Origin of the sequence: Oikeobacillus pervagus (assembly GCF_030813365.1) — a bacterium.
GTDB classification, from domain to species: domain Bacteria; phylum Bacillota; class Bacilli; order Bacillales; family DSM-23947; genus Oikeobacillus; species Oikeobacillus pervagus.
In genome coordinates this window covers 20,261-40,236 of the sequence record NZ_JAUSUC010000030.1, presented here as the reverse complement: position 1 = coordinate 40,236, position 19,976 = coordinate 20,261, and the positions used below count along the sequence as shown (strand labels likewise).

Here is a 19,976-nt window from a genome sequence, read left to right as displayed (position 1 = left end):
GTACCCCTTCCAATCAAATTAAATCATATTACTATAATCCGAAATAGGCATTAAACATTGTAATTATCATTTTACACAATATTAAGGACTTGACTAGCTCTTCACCCGGATATGCGTATTTCCCCATCATATTTGCGCATTTCCCAAGAAGATATGCGCTACTTTTTTCCACTTTTGCACTTGTTCTACGGGGATATGCGTATTTCCCGCAATAATTGCACATTTCCCGCGAATTTATGCGTCCCTCTGCGGTGGTAGCCATCCCGAAGTATCCAAGGTTTAAATTTTTATGCATCCCTCCGCACTGATGGCCTTTTCTGAAGGATCTATCTTTTTCCACTTTCTTAAAGGAAAACTCGGCAAAATTGAAGTTACACTTATCGCTTTCGCTATGCTCTTTAATGATGTACAATATAAATTTGAGAGGTGACAGGCACCTTCTATTATTTGGTATTTAGATTCAAAATTAATAGTTTAATAAAATTGATTATTTTTGTGTCTTAAAACGATAGATGGAAGAATAGATGAGGGCTTTGTTGCTTCCGTATACGTGCTTATGCAATAGGAAAAATAACAAATACTCAATTTAAGGCTACAGCATTCTTAATTATGTATGGAGCCTCACTGTATTGGAGGTGCAGGTGTGAAAATCCGTAAAGCAATTATTCCTGCCGCAGGGCTCGGGACTAGATTTTTACCTGCGACAAAAGCACAGCCGAAAGAAATGCTTCCCATTGTAGATAAGCCAACGATTCAGTATATAGTAGAAGAAGCTGTTCACTCAGGTATTGAGGATATTATCATCATTAGTGGAAGAGGAAAACGAGCAATAGAAGATCATTTTGATAAATCATATGAATTAGAAGAAACACTAGCTAAGAAGGAAAAATGGGAGTCGTTAGAGGAAATCCAGATGATTTCAAGCTTAGCCAATATTCATTATATACGGCAGAAGGAGCCGAAGGGATTAGGGCATGCGATTTATTGTGCCAAAAGTTTCATTGGTCAAGAACCATTCGCGGTCATGCTCGGAGATGACATTGTAGAAGCGGAGACGCCTTGTTTGCAACAACTGATTCATGTATTTAACGAGCATCAAGATGCATCTATTTTAGGGGTACAACAAGTACCATTTCAAGATGTCTCCAAATACGGTATTATCAAACAAGACGAAATGATATCTGAGAACTTATTTCAAGTGAAGGATTTAGTCGAGAAGCCGGAACAAGAAAAGGCACCATCTAATTTGGCCATCATGGGGCGATATATTCTTCAGCCGGAAATATTCGACATTTTGGAAAAAACATCACCAGGTGCAGGTGATGAAATCCAATTAACCGATGCGATTCGTAAATTAACAAATATTCAATCCGTTTTTGCTTATTACTTTGAAGGCAATCGTTATGATGTCGGTGATAAGCTTGGATTTATTAAAGCAACATTAGAATTAGGAGTGAAAAGAGCGGATTTACGCGAAAGTTTGCTAAACTACTTAGATGAACTTGTAAAGATAGAGAAGGGATAAATGAAAATGAAACTAGCAATCGCAGGAACAGGTTATGTTGGTTTAGTTACAGGGGTGACGCTTTCAGATGTTGGCCATACCGTCACATGCTTTGACGTGGATGAGCAAAAAATCCAAATCCTGAAACAAGGGACCTCTCCCATCTTTGAACCTGGATTAGAAGAAATGATACGGAAGAATACAGAAGAGGGACGATTATCATTCACGACGAAACCGAAAATCGCATATGAAGAGGCAGAATGTATTTTTATTGCAGTTGGTACGCCTGAAGGGCAAAATGGTTCCGCTAATTTGCAATATGTGGAAAGGGCAGCGATTGCCATTGCCAAACATGCCAAAAATAATCCTGTCGTTGTAATTAAAAGCACAGTACCGGTTGGAACGAATGAAAAAATCGAAAAAATTCTTTATGAATACAGCGGTCACCATTTAAACGTTGTGTCTAATCCGGAATTTTTACGTGAAGGTTCTGCGATTGTCGATACCTTTTCTGGGGATCGAATTGTCATTGGAGCAAGTGACAAGGCAGCAGGAGACCGAGTAGAGGCTATTTATAAACCATTAAAACTGCCAATTGTCCGCACAGATATTCGAAGTGCAGAAATGATTAAATATGCCTCAAATGCCTTTCTCGCGACAAAAATTAGCTTTATTAATGAAATTGCAATTCTTTGTGAGAAAACAGGTGCCAATATTATAGATGTGGCCAAAGGAATGGGCATGGATAAGCGTATAGGTGAACAATTTTTACGGGCAGGAATTGGCTTTGGTGGATCTTGTTTTCCTAAAGATACCAACGCCTTGCAGAAGCTTGCCTTAGATTATGATTACCAATTTAAAATTTTATCATCGGTAACAGAAGTGAATCACGAACAGAAAAAACATCTTTTCCATAAAGCAAAGCAATACTTTCAAGATTTAAATGGGAAGAAAGTAGCGATATTAGGGTTATCTTTCAAGCCAAATACAGATGATATAAGAGAAGCTCCATCACTTGATTTGATTCAAGAATTATTGTTAGAAGGAGCCGAAATCACGGTATATGATCCGATTGCAATGGAAAATGTCAAAAAGATTTATGGAGATCGCCTCCAATATGCTTCTTCTGTTTCTGAATGTATTGAAGACAAGGAAATCGCTTTTATTGTGACGGAATGGAAGGACATTCGCGATACCTCATTCGCAACATATCGCAAGTTAATGCGTGAACCAATGATTATAGATGGGCGCAATTGTTATTCTCTAGAAGAAGCAGCAAAAGAACATGTGAACTACATTTCAATTGGAAGAAAGCCCGTATTCTTTAAGAAGTTTCAATGATTTTGTATCAACATGAGCAAAATTTCGTTATAATATTTTTTAGGTTGTATAACCTGTTGAAAGGAAGAATCAACTATGATGAAGAAAATTTGTGTCGTAGGATTAGGGTACATCGGTTTACCTACTGCTGTTATGTTTGCAAACAGAGGACTACAAGTACACGGTGTTGATGTTAATGAACGAGCAGTACAATTAATTAATCAAAAAAAGCTACATATAGAAGAAAACGGGCTTGAAGAAAGATTGATTCAAGCGATTGATCAACAGCTATTCACAGCTTCTACAGAGCCAGTCGAGGCAGATGTTTTTATCGTGGCAGTTCCTTCACCAATTAATTGTGATAAGTCAGCGAATTTAGATTATGTGCGTGAAGCAACGAGATCGATTGTTCCATTTGTAAGAGAAGGAAATCTCGTTATATTAGAATCTACTGTACCACCACGTACAGTAGAAGACGTGATGATTCCAGTCCTAGAAAAAACTGGGCTTAAAATAGGTGAACAATTATATATTTCCCATTCCCCAGAGCGTGTTATTCCGGGAAAAGTATTTGAAGAACTTGTTCATAATGATCGAATTGTTGGTGGCATTAACGAGAAATCTTCGCAAATGACGAAAGAACTTTATGAAATATTTGTGAAGGGAACGATTCATATTACCGATGCAACCACAGCTGAAATGGTCAAAGTGATTGAAAATACGTATCGTGATATCAATATCGCTTTTGCCAATGAATTAGCCAAAATCAGTGACCAAATTGGTGTAAATGCTTGGGAAGCGATCCAATTAGCGAATTATCACCCACGTGTGAATATCCATTTACCAGGACCTGGTGTTGGTGGTCATTGTATCGCTGTCGATCCATGGTTCCTTGTTGAATTACAACCAGATTTAGCGAAAATGATCCATTTAGCCAGAAAGACAAATGATTCCATGCCACTTTATACAGTGGAAAAAACAGAGGCCATTTTAAAAAGTCACGGAATAACACAAGGAAAAATCGCCGTTGTTGGGTTAGCATTTAAGGCGAATATCGATGACATGCGTGAAAGTCCATCATTAGAAGTAATCCGTCATTTGGAGGAAAAAGGTCTTTCATTTACAGCATTTGATCCACATGTGAAAGAAAATAAATTAGAACAACAAACTCAATACTTTGAAGAAGCGGTAAAAGATGCGGATATCGTATTAATTTTAACCGATCATCAGGAATTAAAAGATTTAGATCCAAACACCATTTCAGATAAGGTTCGTTCCAAAATTGTATTTGATACGAAAAATTGCCTAAATCGTAACAATTGGAAAGATGCGGGCTTTGAAGTGCATGTTTTAGGAGATTCCAAGAACGAATAAAAAACAAGGATCTCACAGAATAGGTGATGAGATGAAGGAAAATTATTTAGGGGTAGACGTCTGTAGCTTAACATATGATGAAATCACCTCTTCGTTATTTCATAAAATTGAAAATAGCCAAAAATCGTTTATTGTCGCCATCAATCCAGAAAAAATAATGAAGGCACAAACCGACGAAAACTTGCGGGGGCTTTTAAATAAAGCAGATTACCAAATTCCCGATGGTATTGGCGTGATTCTCGCTTCCAAAATTCGTGGGGGAAACATTCGTGAACGAGTGACGGGGATTGATATGATGATCACTCTATGTCGTGAAGCAGAAAAAAGAGGAAAATCCATTTTTCTATACGGAGCAAAACCGGGGATTGCTGACCAAGCGAAAATTCAGCTTGAGAAGCAATTTCCAAAGCTTCATATTGCGGGTACAATGCATGGTTACGAAAAAGATGAAGAAGTGGTCAAGAAAACGATTAATGAGGCAAATCCTGACATCATTTTTGTTGCACTTGGAAGTCCTACACAAGAATATTGGATTATTCGTCACATGGACAAGTTAGCACCGAAAGTGTATCAAGGAGTTGGTGGCTCTTTTGATGTTATTTCTGGCAATTTGAAACGGGCTCCTCTTTTCTTCCAACGGCTTGGATTGGAGTGGTTTTACCGATTGATTAAGGAACCTTCTAGGTGGCGTAGACAATTGATTTTGCCGAAATTTTTAATTAAAGCATTGAAGGAGAAGTAAGCAGTCTATGGGTAAACTACGAGTAGCCAGCATTTTATTTCTCCTGTCCACATTCTTTTTGAAATTTTCGAGCATGATCCGTGAAATGGTCATATCCCGTCTGTTCGGAGCTTCCTATGAAGCGGACGTTTATTTCGCCGCTATGACGATTCCAAATGCCATCGTTCTTTTTATGTTAACAGGGATGAAGGATGCTTTTTTACCAAGTTATTATAAATATGATCGCCTTGGGCAGGGATTTTCCCATTTGACGAATATTGTGAAAGGGACCTTTTGGATTTCGCTTGGTGTGTCCATTATTGGGGCGGCTATTTCCCCTTTCCTTGTTCAAACGGTATATCCAGAATTCGGGAAATATGAGCATGGTTTTGAAATCGCGGCATGGACTGCAGCTCTTTACTTCTTTTCCATTGCCCTTGTTGGGGTCAATGCGGTCTATGAAGGTTATTTCGACTCACAGAAGAAGTTCTCATTTTCCACTTTCTCACAAACAGTCGTCGTCCTTTGTACAATTGGATCAGCTTTGCTTTTTCATAAAATCTTAGGCGTATATTCTTTGCCAATCGGGTATTTAGTCGGTACGTTCGTCTCTTTCATTATTAAGCTTGTCTACTTGAAACCAAGCAAATTCCTTAATTGGAAACAGAAAATGGACATTTCAGAAATTCGGCAATTTTACCATATTTTTTGGCCGGTTGGATTGACGATTGCCGTGGGGCAAATCAATTTAATGGTCAATATGTTTTTCGCGGCAAGACTTGGGGAAGGGGTTGTTTCCCATTTAAACTATGCGTTTCGCCTCGTGAATATTCCCCAGGCGATATTTGGCGTGACGATTGCCACTATAATCTATCCGATTTTAGCTAGCGCACAATCTGATCAAAACAGAGACATGTTCAAACGTGGTATTGAAAAAGGACTCATCTATATGTTTGCCTTTTTAGCGCCAACCGTTGTAGGCATGACAATTTTAATGAAACCACTTGTCCAAACATTTTATGAAGGGGGCGCCTTTACGGCTGAAGCAACGGCTGCTACAAGTCAATATGCCGTCTTTTACTTAGGGTCTGTCCTATTCTATAGTATTCAAGCCGTGATTGCGAAGGGATTCTATACATTAGAAAAAGGCCATTATATGATGAGAATCGGCATGATCTCGATTGTCGTTAATATTTTTTCAAACTGGATTTTATCCTATTTAATGGGACCAGTGGGACTAGCCTTATCCGCATCAATTGTCGGAATGATTTACTCTCTTATTACGTTTACAACATTGTACCGGATATCAGGTGGGTTCTCATTAATGAGTATTGGAAAAGAATATAGTAAATCGATCATAGCAAGTATGGCAATGGCTGCTATTCTTGTATGGGTTGGAAGTTTAGGCCTAATCATGGAAATGCATCATATTCTCTATTTAATCATTATGATTGGGATCGGGGCGGTCATTTATTTCTTAGCGCTATTCTTACTGCGAAGTGAACCTTTGAAAGAGATACTAGCAAGAAGCGGAAAGGTTAAATCCTCTTAGAAGGGGAGGGGCTCATAATGAATCAGAACAATTTCATACGAAAACTAAATCATATCGATATTTTTTCACCTTACTTTTTTTTGCCGTTTATTATCGCCCTTTACTTTCTAACTAGTTTAGTGGACTTTCACCGTTTTGAGTATCTTGAAGTACGACGAAGCATCTTGATCCCCGTACTCTTAGGTTTTCTTGCTTATTTTATCGGAGTCTATATTGCAGGCAAGCGAAACTGGATGTTTCCAACGTTTGGGTTAGGATTTTTAAAGGGGAAAACGGCTATTTTTCTATATGTATTAGGGGGAATTGGACTTATTGCCTATGGGATCATGTTTTCGACTGGACAAATTGGTCTTCAAGATGAATCAGTACGTCGAAATTTAGATCCGAAATTAAACTTCTTAAGCTCATTCCTTTGGTTTTCCACTCTTTTTCTTGTGTGTAATCGGGCTTTACGTGAAGGGCCACTGATGAATAGGAAGAAATTGGTTTATGGATCTATTTTATTCATTGTTCTCGTGTTGTTTTTAATTATGGGTTATCGAACTCCTATACTAGTCATGGTCTTTACCTTATTGATTGTGTTTCATTATACTGTCAAGCAAATCAAACTCACATGGTTTATGGCCGCGCTAGTCCTCATTGGGGTTGCCTTTTCCTTATTTGGTTACGTAAGAAGCGCAACCGAGGATCAATCGAAGAGCTTTAATCAACATAAGGGGCCAGATGTTACTATTTCAGAAGAAAAAAAGCAAGAAAACCTTGCCTTAAGAAAAGAGATGGAGTCAACTCCTGAATGGCTAAGGGCTCTTAATAATGAAAGTGTGACAGGCCATATTGTCTTCAGTAAGTTAATTGAATATGTCGACCAACATGGATTTTTATATGGAGATTTACATAAAGGAATATTGGCGCCTATCCTACCAGGAGAGCAACGATCACCTAGGACAATGGTAAGCGAAATGGTCAATTCAATCTCTATCCAGGACGGGAAGTATATTACGAGACCTGGAAGAACGACAACACCGACATTATTCGGGCAATTTTACGTCGAAGCTGGCAATCTCGCCATCATCATTGGCTTTGCCCTTTACGGACTAATTCTTTCTATGCTATACAACCAAATGAAAAATACGGGGATACGTTCCTATCAAACTGTCGGCTATGCATTCGTGACAACAATCTTTACCATCTCCATGCACACAGGGTTGTTAGATTTAATCTTTTTCCTCATGATAGCCTATGCAATTGTATCAACAAGTATAGAAAAAACTTCTAATTGTATAAAGAAAGTATAAAAACCAATTGTAGAATTTTAACGGGAATGGTAAAATATAAATAGGAGAATTATTTCCTCTAGTTTAAATAGAATTCTCGGTTGGGGCCGCCGAAAAACACCTGACACCAGGTGTTTTTCACTCTTTTTTATACATAGTTCAAAATAAAGATTAATCATTAGAAAGGCATTCCTTTGTCATTTTTGCATAGGGAATGCTTTTTTGTGCGTTTTGGACAAAGGAGGATTGCTATGATGTAACCGGATCGCGGGATCCCCAGCATTGCCATTTCCTGATCATATAAAAGGCGTTTGTATCGTCCATGGATGAGGATATGCGCTAGTTACTCGCCTATTTGCGATGAACTGGAAGGGATATGCGCCTTTCCCGGTTTATATGCTTATTTCCCGGGATTATATGCGCCGCACCTACACCGCGCCCCTAATCCCGCCTTGATCGCGACACCCCCAACAGTCCACGTCATCCCCCAGCGGATATGAACATTTCCCAAAGCCAAATGACCATTTCCCCCCCGAATATGCGCTAGTTACTCGCCTATTTGCGCTGAACTGGAAGGAATATGCGCCTTTCCCGTTTTATATGCTTATTTCCCGGGATTATATGCGCCGCACCTACACCGCACCCCTCATCCCGCCTTGATCGCGACACCCCCAACAATCCACGTCACCCCCCAGCGGATATGAACATTTCCCAAAGCCAAATGACCATTTCCCCCCCCCCGGATATGCACTAGTTATTCGCTTATTTGCGCTGAACTGGAAGGGATATGCGCCTTTCCCGTTTTATATGCTTATTTCCCGGGATTATATGCGCCGCACCTACACCGCGCCCCGCATCTCGCCCTGATCGCGACACCCCCAACAGTCCACGTCACCCCCAGCGGATATGAACATTTCCCAAAGCCAAATGACCATTTCCCCCCCGGATATGCGCTAGTTGCTCGCCTATTTGCGCTGAACTGGAAGGAATATGCGCCTTTCCCGTTTTATATGCTTATTTCCCGGGATTATATGCGCCCCATCTCGCATCGCCCCACCTACGCCCCTCAGTCCTCACTGCACCTGCACCCAGACCCCGCGCCCCACACCCAATGAATGACAAAAAAACCACCCCATTCAACGAAACGAGGTGGTTTCTAATCTAATCTAAATCATTGTTTTGGTGGGTATGCCTTCCATGTTGAAAAATCAATTTCTTCTTTTGTTACTAAAGAAGCAGGAAAGACAAATGTCCATGGTTTGCTTGTATTAGCTTTCACTTCTAAATCATCAAGTTTAAACCCGCCTTGTGCGATTACTTCTCCTGATGCATCTTCGACAACTAGGGGCAATTGTTGTAATGTGATATTCTTTTCGTTCCCATTACGAATAAGTAATGTGACATGTAGATCACCGTTTCCCGCTTTATTTGCTTGCAATCCCATAAAATTGATCTCACCCTTTTTCGGAGGATCCATTTGTTTTACAAGATTATCTAGTTTTTGTTGGTCTGCTTCGGAAAGATTGTTTTTCCAAGTCTCTTCTAAATCTAGTGAATGTGGTTTATTTAGTTCAAATGCGAGCTTCCAACCGGTTTGGGGGAACTCAGTTTTGAGTAAATCTTTAGGAGTAAAAACGAATTCCCAAGGGCGGCTACTTTGTGCTGGGAGTTCGCCTAATTCACCTAGTGGGAAGACCTTTCTTCCGATAATTTCATCATCAGGCCCTACAAATAGAAGGGGGGAATCGGATAAGCGAACCGCTTTAGATAGACTATTGCGAATAAACGCAGTGATGATGATAGAATCATCATTTTGCTTAACATCAATTCCGGAAATGGACAATTGATTCGGTTTAAGTAATGGTAATTCATTATTCAAAAATTGGAAATAATATTTTTCTTCCGGACCCACATTGGCATCTGGATGGAAGGAGAGAGTCGTTTTCACTTCTCCTACTTCTTCTCCCGCTCCATCGCCAGTCAAGTCCTTTGCTGCAATCGTACTATCTTCCCCAGACTTCTCAAGTTTCTCTTTATTCTTTTTAAACATTTTAAACATCATCAAATACCTCCTTACAATATTTGGATGGTGCCTGGCACCTTACAAAAGTTTCCTATATATTTCTGCGATTTGTCTGCTTGTGTCGCGTTCGAGTTGGTAGTACATGTAGGTGAAGAGTTCGAGTCCTTCGCGGGCGTATTGGCGCATTGGGTCTTCTTGGCTATAGCTACGCAAGCCGACACCTTCTTTTAGTCGGTCCATTGTATCTAAATGTTGTAGCCAGTGATAGTCAAGTGCAGAAAGTAAGTATCGGCGAATCGCTTCTCTTTGTTCTTCATTATCAATATAGGAATCTAACTCTTTTAAATATTGATCTAATGCTTTCATTGTCATAGTAGAAATTTCTTTTCGTGTGATATCTTTATTCACAAGTTCGAATGTTTCAGTTGGCAGGGCTAAACGTAATTGTTCTTCTAATTTTTCCAGTTGCCAATCGGTTTCTTTCTCATCTTCTGGGCAAGTGTACTCGATTTCCTGTTGAATATAGGATGAGATCATTGATTTTGCAATTGGTAAAATATCTTCTTTGGCTAGTAATTTATTTCGTAAGTCATACACCGTATTTCGTTGTGTATTTAATACATCATCCAATTTCAAATTGTATTCTCGAATGGAGAAATTGGCCCCTTCACATTGGTGTTGGATACGATTAACAAATTCATGAACATGTTTATTCAACACTTGGCCATCGGAATCGCGCTTTAAGGAAGAGCGCAATTTCTCCACTTCTTCAGGAGCGAAACGACGGAACATATCATCTTCAATTGAGATGAAAAACTCAGAAGTTCCAGGGTCCCCTTGACGCCCAGAACGACCTTTCAATTGATTGTCAATTCTTCGTGATTCATGTCGTTCCGTTCCGATCACATATAATCCACCGAGCTCTTCGACACCTTCGCCAAGCATAATATCGGTTCCACGTCCTGCCATATTCGTCGCCACCGTAATTTGACCTTTTTGCCCAGCTAAAGAAATCATTTGGACTTCTTGTTCAATACTTTTCGCATTGAGAAGTTTAAAGTTCAACCCTTCTTTTGATAAAAATTTAGCCACATTTTCAGACTGAAGAATCGAAGTTGTTCCGATAAGCACAGGTTGTCCCGTATCATGTAATTCTTTGACCTTTTTAGCAACTGCTGTATATTTCGATTCGGTCGTATCGAAAATCCGGTCTTGTAAGTCCACCCGTTGAATCGGTCTGTTCGTTGGGATTTGAATGACATCCATTCCGTAAATTTCTTGGAATTCTTTTTCCTCTGTTTTCGCAGTACCGGTCATTCCTGAAAGATTTGGATACATGCGGAAAAAGTTTTGGATCGTAATCGAGGCTTGCGTTTTATTCTCTTCCGACACTTCAAGTCCTTCTTTTGCTTCAATGGCTTGGTGAAGCCCATTGCTAAGCGAGCGACCTTCCATTGGGCGACCTGTGAACATATCGACTAATAAAATTTTTCCTTCTTTGACGATATAATCGACATCCCGTTTGAACATCACTCTAGCACGTAAGGCTTGAAGCATATAATGATAGAGAGTTTGATGTTCTAAATCATAGAGATTATCAATATCGAAACCTCTTTCAATCTTGGTGATGCCATCTTCTGTAAAACTAGCAGATTTCGTTTCTTCATCATATAGATAATGCACATCTAGTTCAAATGTTTTAATAATGCGCGCACATAAATAACTGAGATCAGAACTGATTCCGCTTTTTCCAGCAATAATTAAAGGAGTTTTGGCTTCATCAATTAACACACTATCTACTTCATCAATAATAGCGAAATGATAAGGGCGCTGAACTCTTTGGTTTTCATCATACACCATATTATCACGTAAATAATCGAAACCGAATTCCGTTCCGATTCCATATGTAATATCCGCTTGATAGGCGAATTGCTTCTGATTAGGATCCATCATCGGCAAGTTCAAGCTGACCGTGAGTCCAAGGAATTCATGAATTTCCCCAATTAGTTCACGGTCCCGACGTGCTAAATATTCATTAACGGTAATCACATGAACCCCTTTGCCTTCAAGTGCGCGTAAATAACTAGGTAAGGACGCAACAAGTGTTTTACCTTCTCCTGTAGGCATTTCGGCGATATTTCCTTCAGATAGGACAAGTCCTCCAATAAGCTGAACATCATAATGTCGCATTCCTAGAATCCGCTTAGCTGCTTCCCGAACGACAGCGAAAGCATTTGTTTGTATATCAAAAATCGACTTTCCATTTTGAATTTGTTCTTTAAAATAATGGGTCTGATGTCGCAAATCCTCATCTGAGAAAGCTTCATACTTTGCTTCAAGTTGATTAATTTCCTCAACTTTCTTCCAGTACCCTTGCAACTTCTTTTCATCTGTATTCCCCAGTAGTTTTTTAAAATATGAAATCATCGATCTTTCTCTCCTAAACTCCAATATTTGGATGGTGCCTGGCACCTTTCCTTTATTTTAACACAAAGTAAAGTCTGCCTCTTCGTTAATATATTGGAAAAAAATAAAACTTTTGTTGAAACGATGAAACTTTTCATATGGTTCAAACGTTATGATAGTTAAGTAGTATTTTATTCTAAAAAATGGGGGTCCTTCTATGAAAAGGAAATCTATTGCTGCTTTAACGGCAGCAACTCTAGTAATGGTTCCATCTATCTCGTCGGCAGCCACCGTGAACATTCAGAAAGATGCAAAGCCTGATGATTTAACAAAGTCTAGCAATGAAAAAAAGAAAAGTACCTATATCCAAAAGCAAAAAAGAGAAAGAGCTTATAGCACAGACACCTTTATCATTAAATATAGCTCACCGATTAACAAGCGTGTTCATCAAAAGGCGGGAGTGAAAGTGATTCGTTCACTGCCAGCGTTAGGATATGATGTCATTAAAATCGGGAAAAAACAACAACCAAAAGAGGTTCTTTCCTATTATTTAAAACAAAAAGACATCAGGGGCATCACACCAAGTGTGCAATACAAACAACTTGGAGGCGCTGATCCAAAGAAAGCCGACATGTATCATCTCCAACTTCTTCAAATAGAAAAGGCCTTGCAATTAGCTGGAAATAAAGAAGTGAAGGTCGCTGTCATTGATGGAGGTATGGATAGCAAACATCCAGATTTAAAATCACAAATCCTTCCCCCTTATAATGCCGCGGCACCAGCGAATGCACCGGTTCCTGATTTGCATGGGACACATGTTGCTGGAATTATCGGATCAGCTGCAGGTAATGGTGTTGGCGGTCATGGAATCCATCCGAAAGCAAAAATTCTCCCGATCGATGTTTTTAACGGGGAAGAAGGGGCTTCAGACTATGTGATAGCAGAAGGCGTTCTAAAAGCGATCGAACAAAAAGCGGATGTGATCAATATGAGCCTAGGTGGCTATATGAACTCCCCTGTATTAGAAGAGGCTGTAAAGAAAGCGATTGAGACAGGAATCACGGTCGTAGCAGCTGCCGGAAATGAAAGTACAGATGCCTATTCAACCCCTGCTTCTTATGAAGGAGTCATTAGCGTTGGATCGGTGAATCAAGACAAGCTGTTATCAGATTACTCCAATTATGGTCCATCTGTAGACATTGTTGCACCAGGTGAAGATGTCTATAGTACAGCCTTTGATCTACGAAAAGGATCTACATATATGAAATTAAGTGGGACTTCCATGGCTTCCCCTGTTGTAGCAGGCGTAGCAGCTCTATTAAAATCAAAGCATCCAGACTTAACCCCTTATCAAGTTGAAACGATTTTAGAAAGAACAGCTACAGACCTCGGGGATAAAGGCTATGATTTGACCTATGCCAATGGGCTTGTCAATCCAGTGGCTGCTCTACAATATGATGTAAAAAAAGTTCCGAAAAAAGAAGAATTAACGGTCAAAGCTATGCATCAAAAAGCAAAGCAATTGAAAGCAGGGGGGAGCGAGGAGAAGGGAAGCATCACCATCCCGGAACAAAAGCACTTATATAAAGTAAATCTCCAAGAAGGGGAATATGTACAAACGATGTTAGATGGGTCGAAAAATTTTGATTATGGTCTTGATCTCTACTTCTTCCCAGAAGGAAAAGAGGGAGAAGAAGTAGAGCCGATCAAAGTGAACGATATGAAAGCAAGCGAACAAGAAGCCTATCTATTCTCTGCGAAGGAAGCGGGAACATTGATCATCGCAGTGAAAGATGTGAATGGCCATTACAGCCTTGATGGCCAATCGCAATTTCAGTTGAAAGTGGAAACATCAACAGATTTAAAAACTGATGACACAACATTCGAAAAGCCTGCAGAAATTAAGGAATTCCCATTTCAAACAAAAGAATACACTTTATTCAATGAGGAGGGTGAAGGGGATTCAGATTATTTTACCTTCACTGTTAAAGAACCCACCATGCTTTCCTTCTCTACGACTGGGGTTCCAGGAGTGGATGCGACGATGAACCTCTATATGGGCGAGGATGAAAATGGGGAACCATTGCAAGTCCAGTCCACAAATACAAACGGGATGGGTAAAGGCGAGAAGCTTGCTTTTGAAGCGATTCCAGAGATTCAATATACAGTGGAAGTGACAAATGAATCGACATCGTTCACAAGTATTATTAGTCTACTATTATCGGGCGGTTCAGTTGATATGGATGCACCAGGTGGTTCTTTGAAGCCTTATGAGTTAAAAGCGGAAGCGATTCAGTTGCCAGAAGATGAAGATGGATTACCAATGATTGATCTCGACCTTCCTGATGAAGAATTCGAGTTAGATGGTACAGACCTTTCGACGAAAGAGATTGCCAAAAGGAAGGAAGCGGAGAAAAAGCTGGACCTCTTTTCTTTATTAACGGAAATGGAAAATGAAGGGGAACACAAGGAAATGGTGGAATCTATTTTGAAAAATGCGATTCCATTTCAAATAGGAAAAGACAAAAAAGGGTACCTCCAACAAATGGGGGATATCGATTATTATACGTTTACAGTCGATGAAAATGCGTATTATGAGTTCGGTGCCAAAAATGAAGCCAATGCCTTATTATCATCTACCATCTTCGAATATGATGAAGAAACAAATGATCTAATTCCGTTAACAGATATGATGGGCGGGCTTGATATTTTGGCTCTATTGTTTGGAATGCCTGAAGGAGATGGAAAAACTAGAATCGCCTTAGAAAAAGGGAAGAAATACTTCCTATCAATCAAAGACGATGAAGGAAATATTTTAGCCGACCCTTATACATTACAAGCGAAAAAAGTCATGAAAGCACCAGCAGAAGATGACCGAGATCAAAATAAACCAATAAGAGCCAAAGTGATGAAACCAGGTGAAAAGTACAAAAATTATTTCATCTACAATGGCGATATAGATTACTATTATTATAAAAACCGTGGGGAAGATCGAATTGCTTCCATAAAAGCACGCCCGATTCCATTTACGACAGCAGAAAGACAAAAGATGCCAAAAGAGCTACAAAATCGACTCTTCTTATCGGGAGCAATCGTGGAAGATTTGAATGGCAATATGAGAATCGATGACAATGAACAAGCGCGTGCGATCCCACTTTCCTTTGATCCGTTTACTCTGAATATTAATGCCTCTTTCAAAGCGAAGAAAGATGTCGGCTACTTTATGATAGTAGAAAATGAGATGAATGGGGTATCTCCTCAGCCATATACCGTTCAATTATTTGATCTCCATCGAAAAGATGAAGATGCGGGTTCAAAACTTGTAAATGGAGTCCCGACAAAACCACTTCCTTTAAAGAAAGAGAAAAATTCCTTCGTGGGGAAAGGGCATATCAATGTAGGAGTGGACTTTGGAGATCGAGATTATTATCAACTACACGTCGATCGCAATAGCACAGTGAACTTCACATTAACAATGGAAGACGGATTAGATGGAAAACTAGTGATCTATAATGCACAAGGCAAACAAGTCACCACATTCAACCAATACGGCAACAGTGACCCAGAACTAGGAACCCTACAACTACCAAAAGGAAACTATTACGTAGAAGTAAGCGAAACCCATGACCGAGCAACAACACAACCATACACCCTAACCATTACAACAAAATAATAGAGAAATACCAGGCATCCACACAAATGCCTGGTATTTTTATAAGTGATATTTCCACTTTTTGGATGGTGCCTGTCACCCGGAATTTTCTGGTACACCCCCCACCATTTTGTTACAATAGATAAATAGTTTATTAGAGAGGGGTGCTTGAATGAGAAAGTTTCATAGAAAGTTTTGGCCGTTTATGATGGGAGCTATGTTTTTACTCCTGTTTTCTTTCACTTATGAGGCACAAGCCCATGTTATTGATTTAACCGTTGATAAACAAGCTCAAGCAAATTTAGATCATCATTATAAGTTAGTAAAGAAATATAAGGGGAAGAGTGGGGTTACGTTTGAAAGTTATAGTCCGAAGTGGAACACAGACAGGAAGTTACAACAATTAGAACAACAGCTTCTCCGTAATAAGCATGGCAAAGAGCTCGCTTATTTAGGGAAAATTATGATCTACCCTGATTATCCAAATGGAAAAGGCGTGCTTGGAATGTATTTTGCCGAATACATCTATGGAAATGGGGAGATGAGATATTTAGGGGACCGTGTCATTCATTTATATGGTGGAGAGGACCATCCAACAGTAGTAGATATGGCCTACACATTATCCCATGAATACGGTCACCATTTCACTTATTATCACTTAGTCCAAAAAGAACAGAAACCACTAGATAAATGGTTACAATCCGACTATGCGAAAGCCCGACATTTCGATCAGTATCATAAAATACACACAAATGGCCGTGGGGATTATATTTGGCATATGCCAGAAGTGATCGCAGAAGATTATGTCCAATTATTCGGATCAGAAGAAGCCGTATCCACGGGGATGCAAATGAATACCGATGTAAGCACTCCATTTGACACCCCAAGCATTATGAATTATTGGAAGAAATATTTAGGCAATGAGTACACACCGGTTACACCACTACAGTTATATATAACCGATTATAAGGAAAATGCGAACAAGACATATGATTTGCAACTACATGTGGCTAATCGCACACCAAATGAAGTCTTTCTACGTGCTGAAGGGGATAGTGTCCGGACGTATTCTTCTTATATAGGAGAATGGCCTTATTCCTCTTTAACGAAATGGATCCGTTATCAAGATCTCCCGTATGATTATGCTGGATTTATGCTAGATGGAAACGAAACCCAAACGATTCGTTTACAAGCGATCCAACATCAAGACAAAGGCTTTAATACGGGATCAAGTATCAAAGCGGTTCCTTATCAAACGATTCAAAAAGCGATAAGTGACCCAGCGAAAGTTATGACGGAAAAACAAGCCAATCGCGTCCAAGATTTGAAAGAACTGATTCGGACAGTGGCAGATGAAAAAGGGATTCCAGCGGAAATATTGAAAGCGATCGCCTACAAAGAATCACAGTTCAAACAGTGGAATCATGATGGAACGCCGAATGTAACGACAGAGGGGAAAATAGGCATCATGGGGATCCAGCCTGAGGAAGAAGGTTGGAAAGAAGAACATCTCCATATCGAAAAACTAAAGTCAGATGCACGCTATAATATCGAAGCGGCAGCCGAATATTTAAGAAAACAATGGGAAGATAGCACTCTCCCAAAGGTTAATGATTATCATGACTTACAAATAGAAGATTGGTATTTTGCTCTTATGGCCTATAACGGATTAACAAAGGAAAATGATCCGAATCTCCATCCAAATGGCTCACCATACCAAGAGCAAATCTTCCAAATCATTCGCGAAAATAGTCAAATTCCAATAGGAAAAACACCTACCATTCAAATTACGTATCCAAATGGGGAAATGGATATTGAAATGAAGAAGTACAATTGGCCTACCCAAACGGAATCAAAGCAATATTATTTCCAGGGATTAGAAGTATTTAATCCAAAAGAGACGATGATGCAAGCAGAATTAGGAGCCACTAAGCAAATGAAGGTTGAAGCTTTCACTCCATTTATTATTAAAAAAATAAAAGAAACCGATCAACCAAACGATCATCAAGTCTATTATGAAGTGGAAGGAAATGATATCTATGGGTATATTCCTTCTTCCGATCTAGCTTTTTCCGAGAATATCCGATTCTTTCAAGATATCGAAAGAGGAGAAGTAGCAAGAGCTGTCGCCTTCTTACAATTTAGAAAAATCGTCAACGGTTATGAAGATGGTACCTACCGACCAAATCAAAAGTTACTAAGAAGACATGCAGCCAAATTACTTGTCAATGCTCTAGATTTAAAACTTCCAAATGGTTATAAAATGAAAGCAACCGATATGAAACGCGGAGATTTAAACTATGATGAAATGGCGATTGCCGAGGCATATGGTTTAATGGGTACGGGAGGAAAGCTCCGACCCAATGAATATTTATCACGTTCACAGATGGCCTCCATTATCGTAAGAGCTTTTGATCAACATTTAGCAACCCCAACTAGCAAACAGTCATTTTCAGATGTTCCACTAACATTTGATAACTATGACAATATTAATCGATTGGCATTTAACGGAATCACGATCGCCAATCCATTTCGACCACAGGAAAAAGTCAATCGTGGACAATTCGCTCTCTTTCTGCAAAGAGCGATCCAAATCAAGGAACCATAAAGAAGAAAAAGCTCGCCTTCACGAACTGAAGGAGAGCTTTTTTCACTTTCCAACATGTCAGTATTCTTTTTCTCCGATTCCAACAAAAAAACCGACTTCCATCTGGAAATCGGTTTTGACTCTCTTATAAAGCACGTTGTAAAAACGTAATAAATTGTCCTCTAGTCACACGTTCTTCTGGTTGGAAAGAACCGTCATCTTTTCCTGTTGTAATTCCTGATGCCGCGAGTGCTTGAATATCCTTATATGCCCAATGACTAGTAGGGACATCAGTAAATTCTTGACCAGTCGATCCTTTTAAATTAAAGGCACGAGTTAAGATTGCTGCCATTTGCCCACGCGTTAATCCATCATGTGGACGGAATTGATTTCCGCTCCCTTGGAAAATATTTTTGTTTGCTACTGCGTTGATTGCTCCAACTGACCAGTAACTTGATGAAATATCTCGGAATTTCTGTGAGCGATTGTTCATATTTAATTTAAAAACTTCAGCTAGAATCGCTGCTACATCGTCACGACGAATCGTATCATTTGGTCTAAAAGTTCCGTCCGCATAGCCAATGATAATATTGTTCTTACCTAGTTGTGTGGCCGCTGGTGCTACCCAATGGTTGGAAGGGATATCACGAAATTGTCCCGGTTGTCCGTAATGGGATAGGACACGCTTTGCTCCAACATAGCGAGTGCGGTAATAAGATTCACTTAAATTCGAAACTATGACACCTCTGGAAGTAGAAGCATGCATAAATTGATTACTTCCTACATAAATTCCTACGTGGGAAACACCTCTTCCACTTGTATTAAAGAATACAAGATCTCCCACTTGTAAATTGTTTTTCGAAACTGCTGAACCTGTACGGTACATAGAGTTGGATGTTCTTGGTAATGATACACCAACTTCACGATAAACGGTTGTGATGTATCCAGAACAATCAAATCCGCGCGGTGTTGTTCCGCCCCAGCGATACGGAACCCCTACGTATTTCTTTGCAATTGGTTTCAGTCGGTCATAGTTGGGATTTGCAGCACTCGCTTCATAATTTGGCACGATCATAAGAAGTAAGCACGAAACGAACGCTATAATTAGCCTCTTCATGAAATGCATGTTCTCCCTCCAAAATTCTACTAATTTCTCTCTCTTCTATAATTTTCTATCTGAGGACTATTCTAGCACGGGAGGGAACACAGTGAGTTTACAGTTACGTAACAAATAAAATTGCGTAATTTTCTCATATATAATAAGGAAAGAAAATTTCCTGTAACATAAATGTCATATTATGACCTAAATTTTCAAATTTTGAGTGAAGTTTAAAACAAACTATTGAAATTGTAAAATAGTTAGATAAAATATCAAATAGGGGAATTCCATTTCTCGAAAATAATGGGAATGCGACACTAAAAATACTGCATTTCATGTTATTGACAGAAAACACCTATCCATCTATACTAGATTATGTAATTGTTATCAAGCTAGGTTAAGAGTCACATAAATACATAATTACTCTTGGCAAGCTTAAAATATTGTAATTTTCTAAGGAGGAA

General features: G+C 39.4%; 11 protein-coding genes. 8 read left to right on the top strand and 3 right to left on the bottom strand.

Translation table 11 applies throughout. The annotated features are described in order from the left end of the window. Positions 1-643 precede the first annotated feature (643 nt). From galU to J2S13_RS11550, 6 genes are all read left to right on the top strand, one after another. Entirely contained in the window at positions 644-1,525 is an 882-nt protein-coding gene (gene galU / locus J2S13_RS11575) for a UTP--glucose-1-phosphate uridylyltransferase GalU (RefSeq protein WP_307257923.1), read from the top strand. Then, positions 1,526-2,845 (top strand): UDP-glucose dehydrogenase family protein, encoded by a 1,320-nt coding sequence (locus J2S13_RS11570; protein WP_307257922.1) that lies wholly within the window; start codon positions 1,526-1,528, stop codon positions 2,843-2,845. 75 nt (positions 2,846-2,920) lie between these two features. Continuing rightward, positions 2,921-4,198 (top strand): nucleotide sugar dehydrogenase, encoded by a 1,278-nt coding sequence (locus J2S13_RS11565; RefSeq protein ID WP_307257921.1) that lies wholly within the window; start codon positions 2,921-2,923, stop codon positions 4,196-4,198. 31 nt (positions 4,199-4,229) lie between these two features. Next, positions 4,230-4,940, top strand: coding sequence for a WecB/TagA/CpsF family glycosyltransferase (locus J2S13_RS11560; RefSeq protein WP_307257920.1), 711 nt, complete (start codon positions 4,230-4,232; stop codon positions 4,938-4,940). Between the two features lie 7 nt (positions 4,941-4,947). After that, a complete protein-coding gene (gene murJ, locus J2S13_RS11555; RefSeq protein ID WP_307257919.1) occupies positions 4,948-6,471 on the top strand; it encodes a murein biosynthesis integral membrane protein MurJ in 1,524 nt (507 codons plus the stop codon). 17 nt (positions 6,472-6,488) lie between these two features. Next, on the top strand, positions 6,489-7,766 hold the full coding sequence (locus J2S13_RS11550; protein WP_307257918.1) for an oligosaccharide repeat unit polymerase: 1,278 nt from the start codon (positions 6,489-6,491) through the stop codon (positions 7,764-7,766). Positions 7,767-8,916: 1,150 nt separating this feature from the next. On the opposite strand, the gene J2S13_RS11545 is transcribed toward J2S13_RS11550, so the two are convergent. Next, positions 8,917-9,804, bottom strand: coding sequence for an accessory Sec system S-layer assembly protein (locus tag J2S13_RS11545; protein WP_307257916.1), 888 nt, complete (start codon positions 9,802-9,804; stop codon positions 8,917-8,919). A gap of 42 nt (positions 9,805-9,846) precedes the next feature. Beyond that, on the bottom strand, positions 9,847-12,195 hold the full coding sequence (secA2, locus tag J2S13_RS11540) for an accessory Sec system translocase SecA2 (RefSeq protein ID WP_307257915.1): 2,349 nt from the start codon (positions 12,193-12,195) through the stop codon (positions 9,847-9,849). 196 nt (positions 12,196-12,391) lie between these two features. Here secA2 and J2S13_RS11535 point away from each other — a divergent pair, with 196 nt between their 5' ends. Beyond that, a complete protein-coding gene (locus tag J2S13_RS11535) occupies positions 12,392-15,847 on the top strand; it encodes a S8 family peptidase (protein WP_307257914.1) in 3,456 nt (1,151 codons plus the stop codon). 151 nt (positions 15,848-15,998) lie between these two features. After that, complete coding sequence (locus tag J2S13_RS11530; RefSeq protein WP_307257913.1) at positions 15,999-18,434, top strand: S-layer homology domain-containing protein; 2,436 nt, start codon at positions 15,999-16,001, stop codon at positions 18,432-18,434. Between the two features lie 124 nt (positions 18,435-18,558). On the opposite strand, the gene J2S13_RS11525 is transcribed toward J2S13_RS11530, so the two are convergent. Next, positions 18,559-19,530, bottom strand: coding sequence for a C40 family peptidase (locus J2S13_RS11525; RefSeq protein WP_307257912.1), 972 nt, complete (start codon positions 19,528-19,530; stop codon positions 18,559-18,561). Positions 19,531-19,976 lie beyond the last annotated feature (446 nt).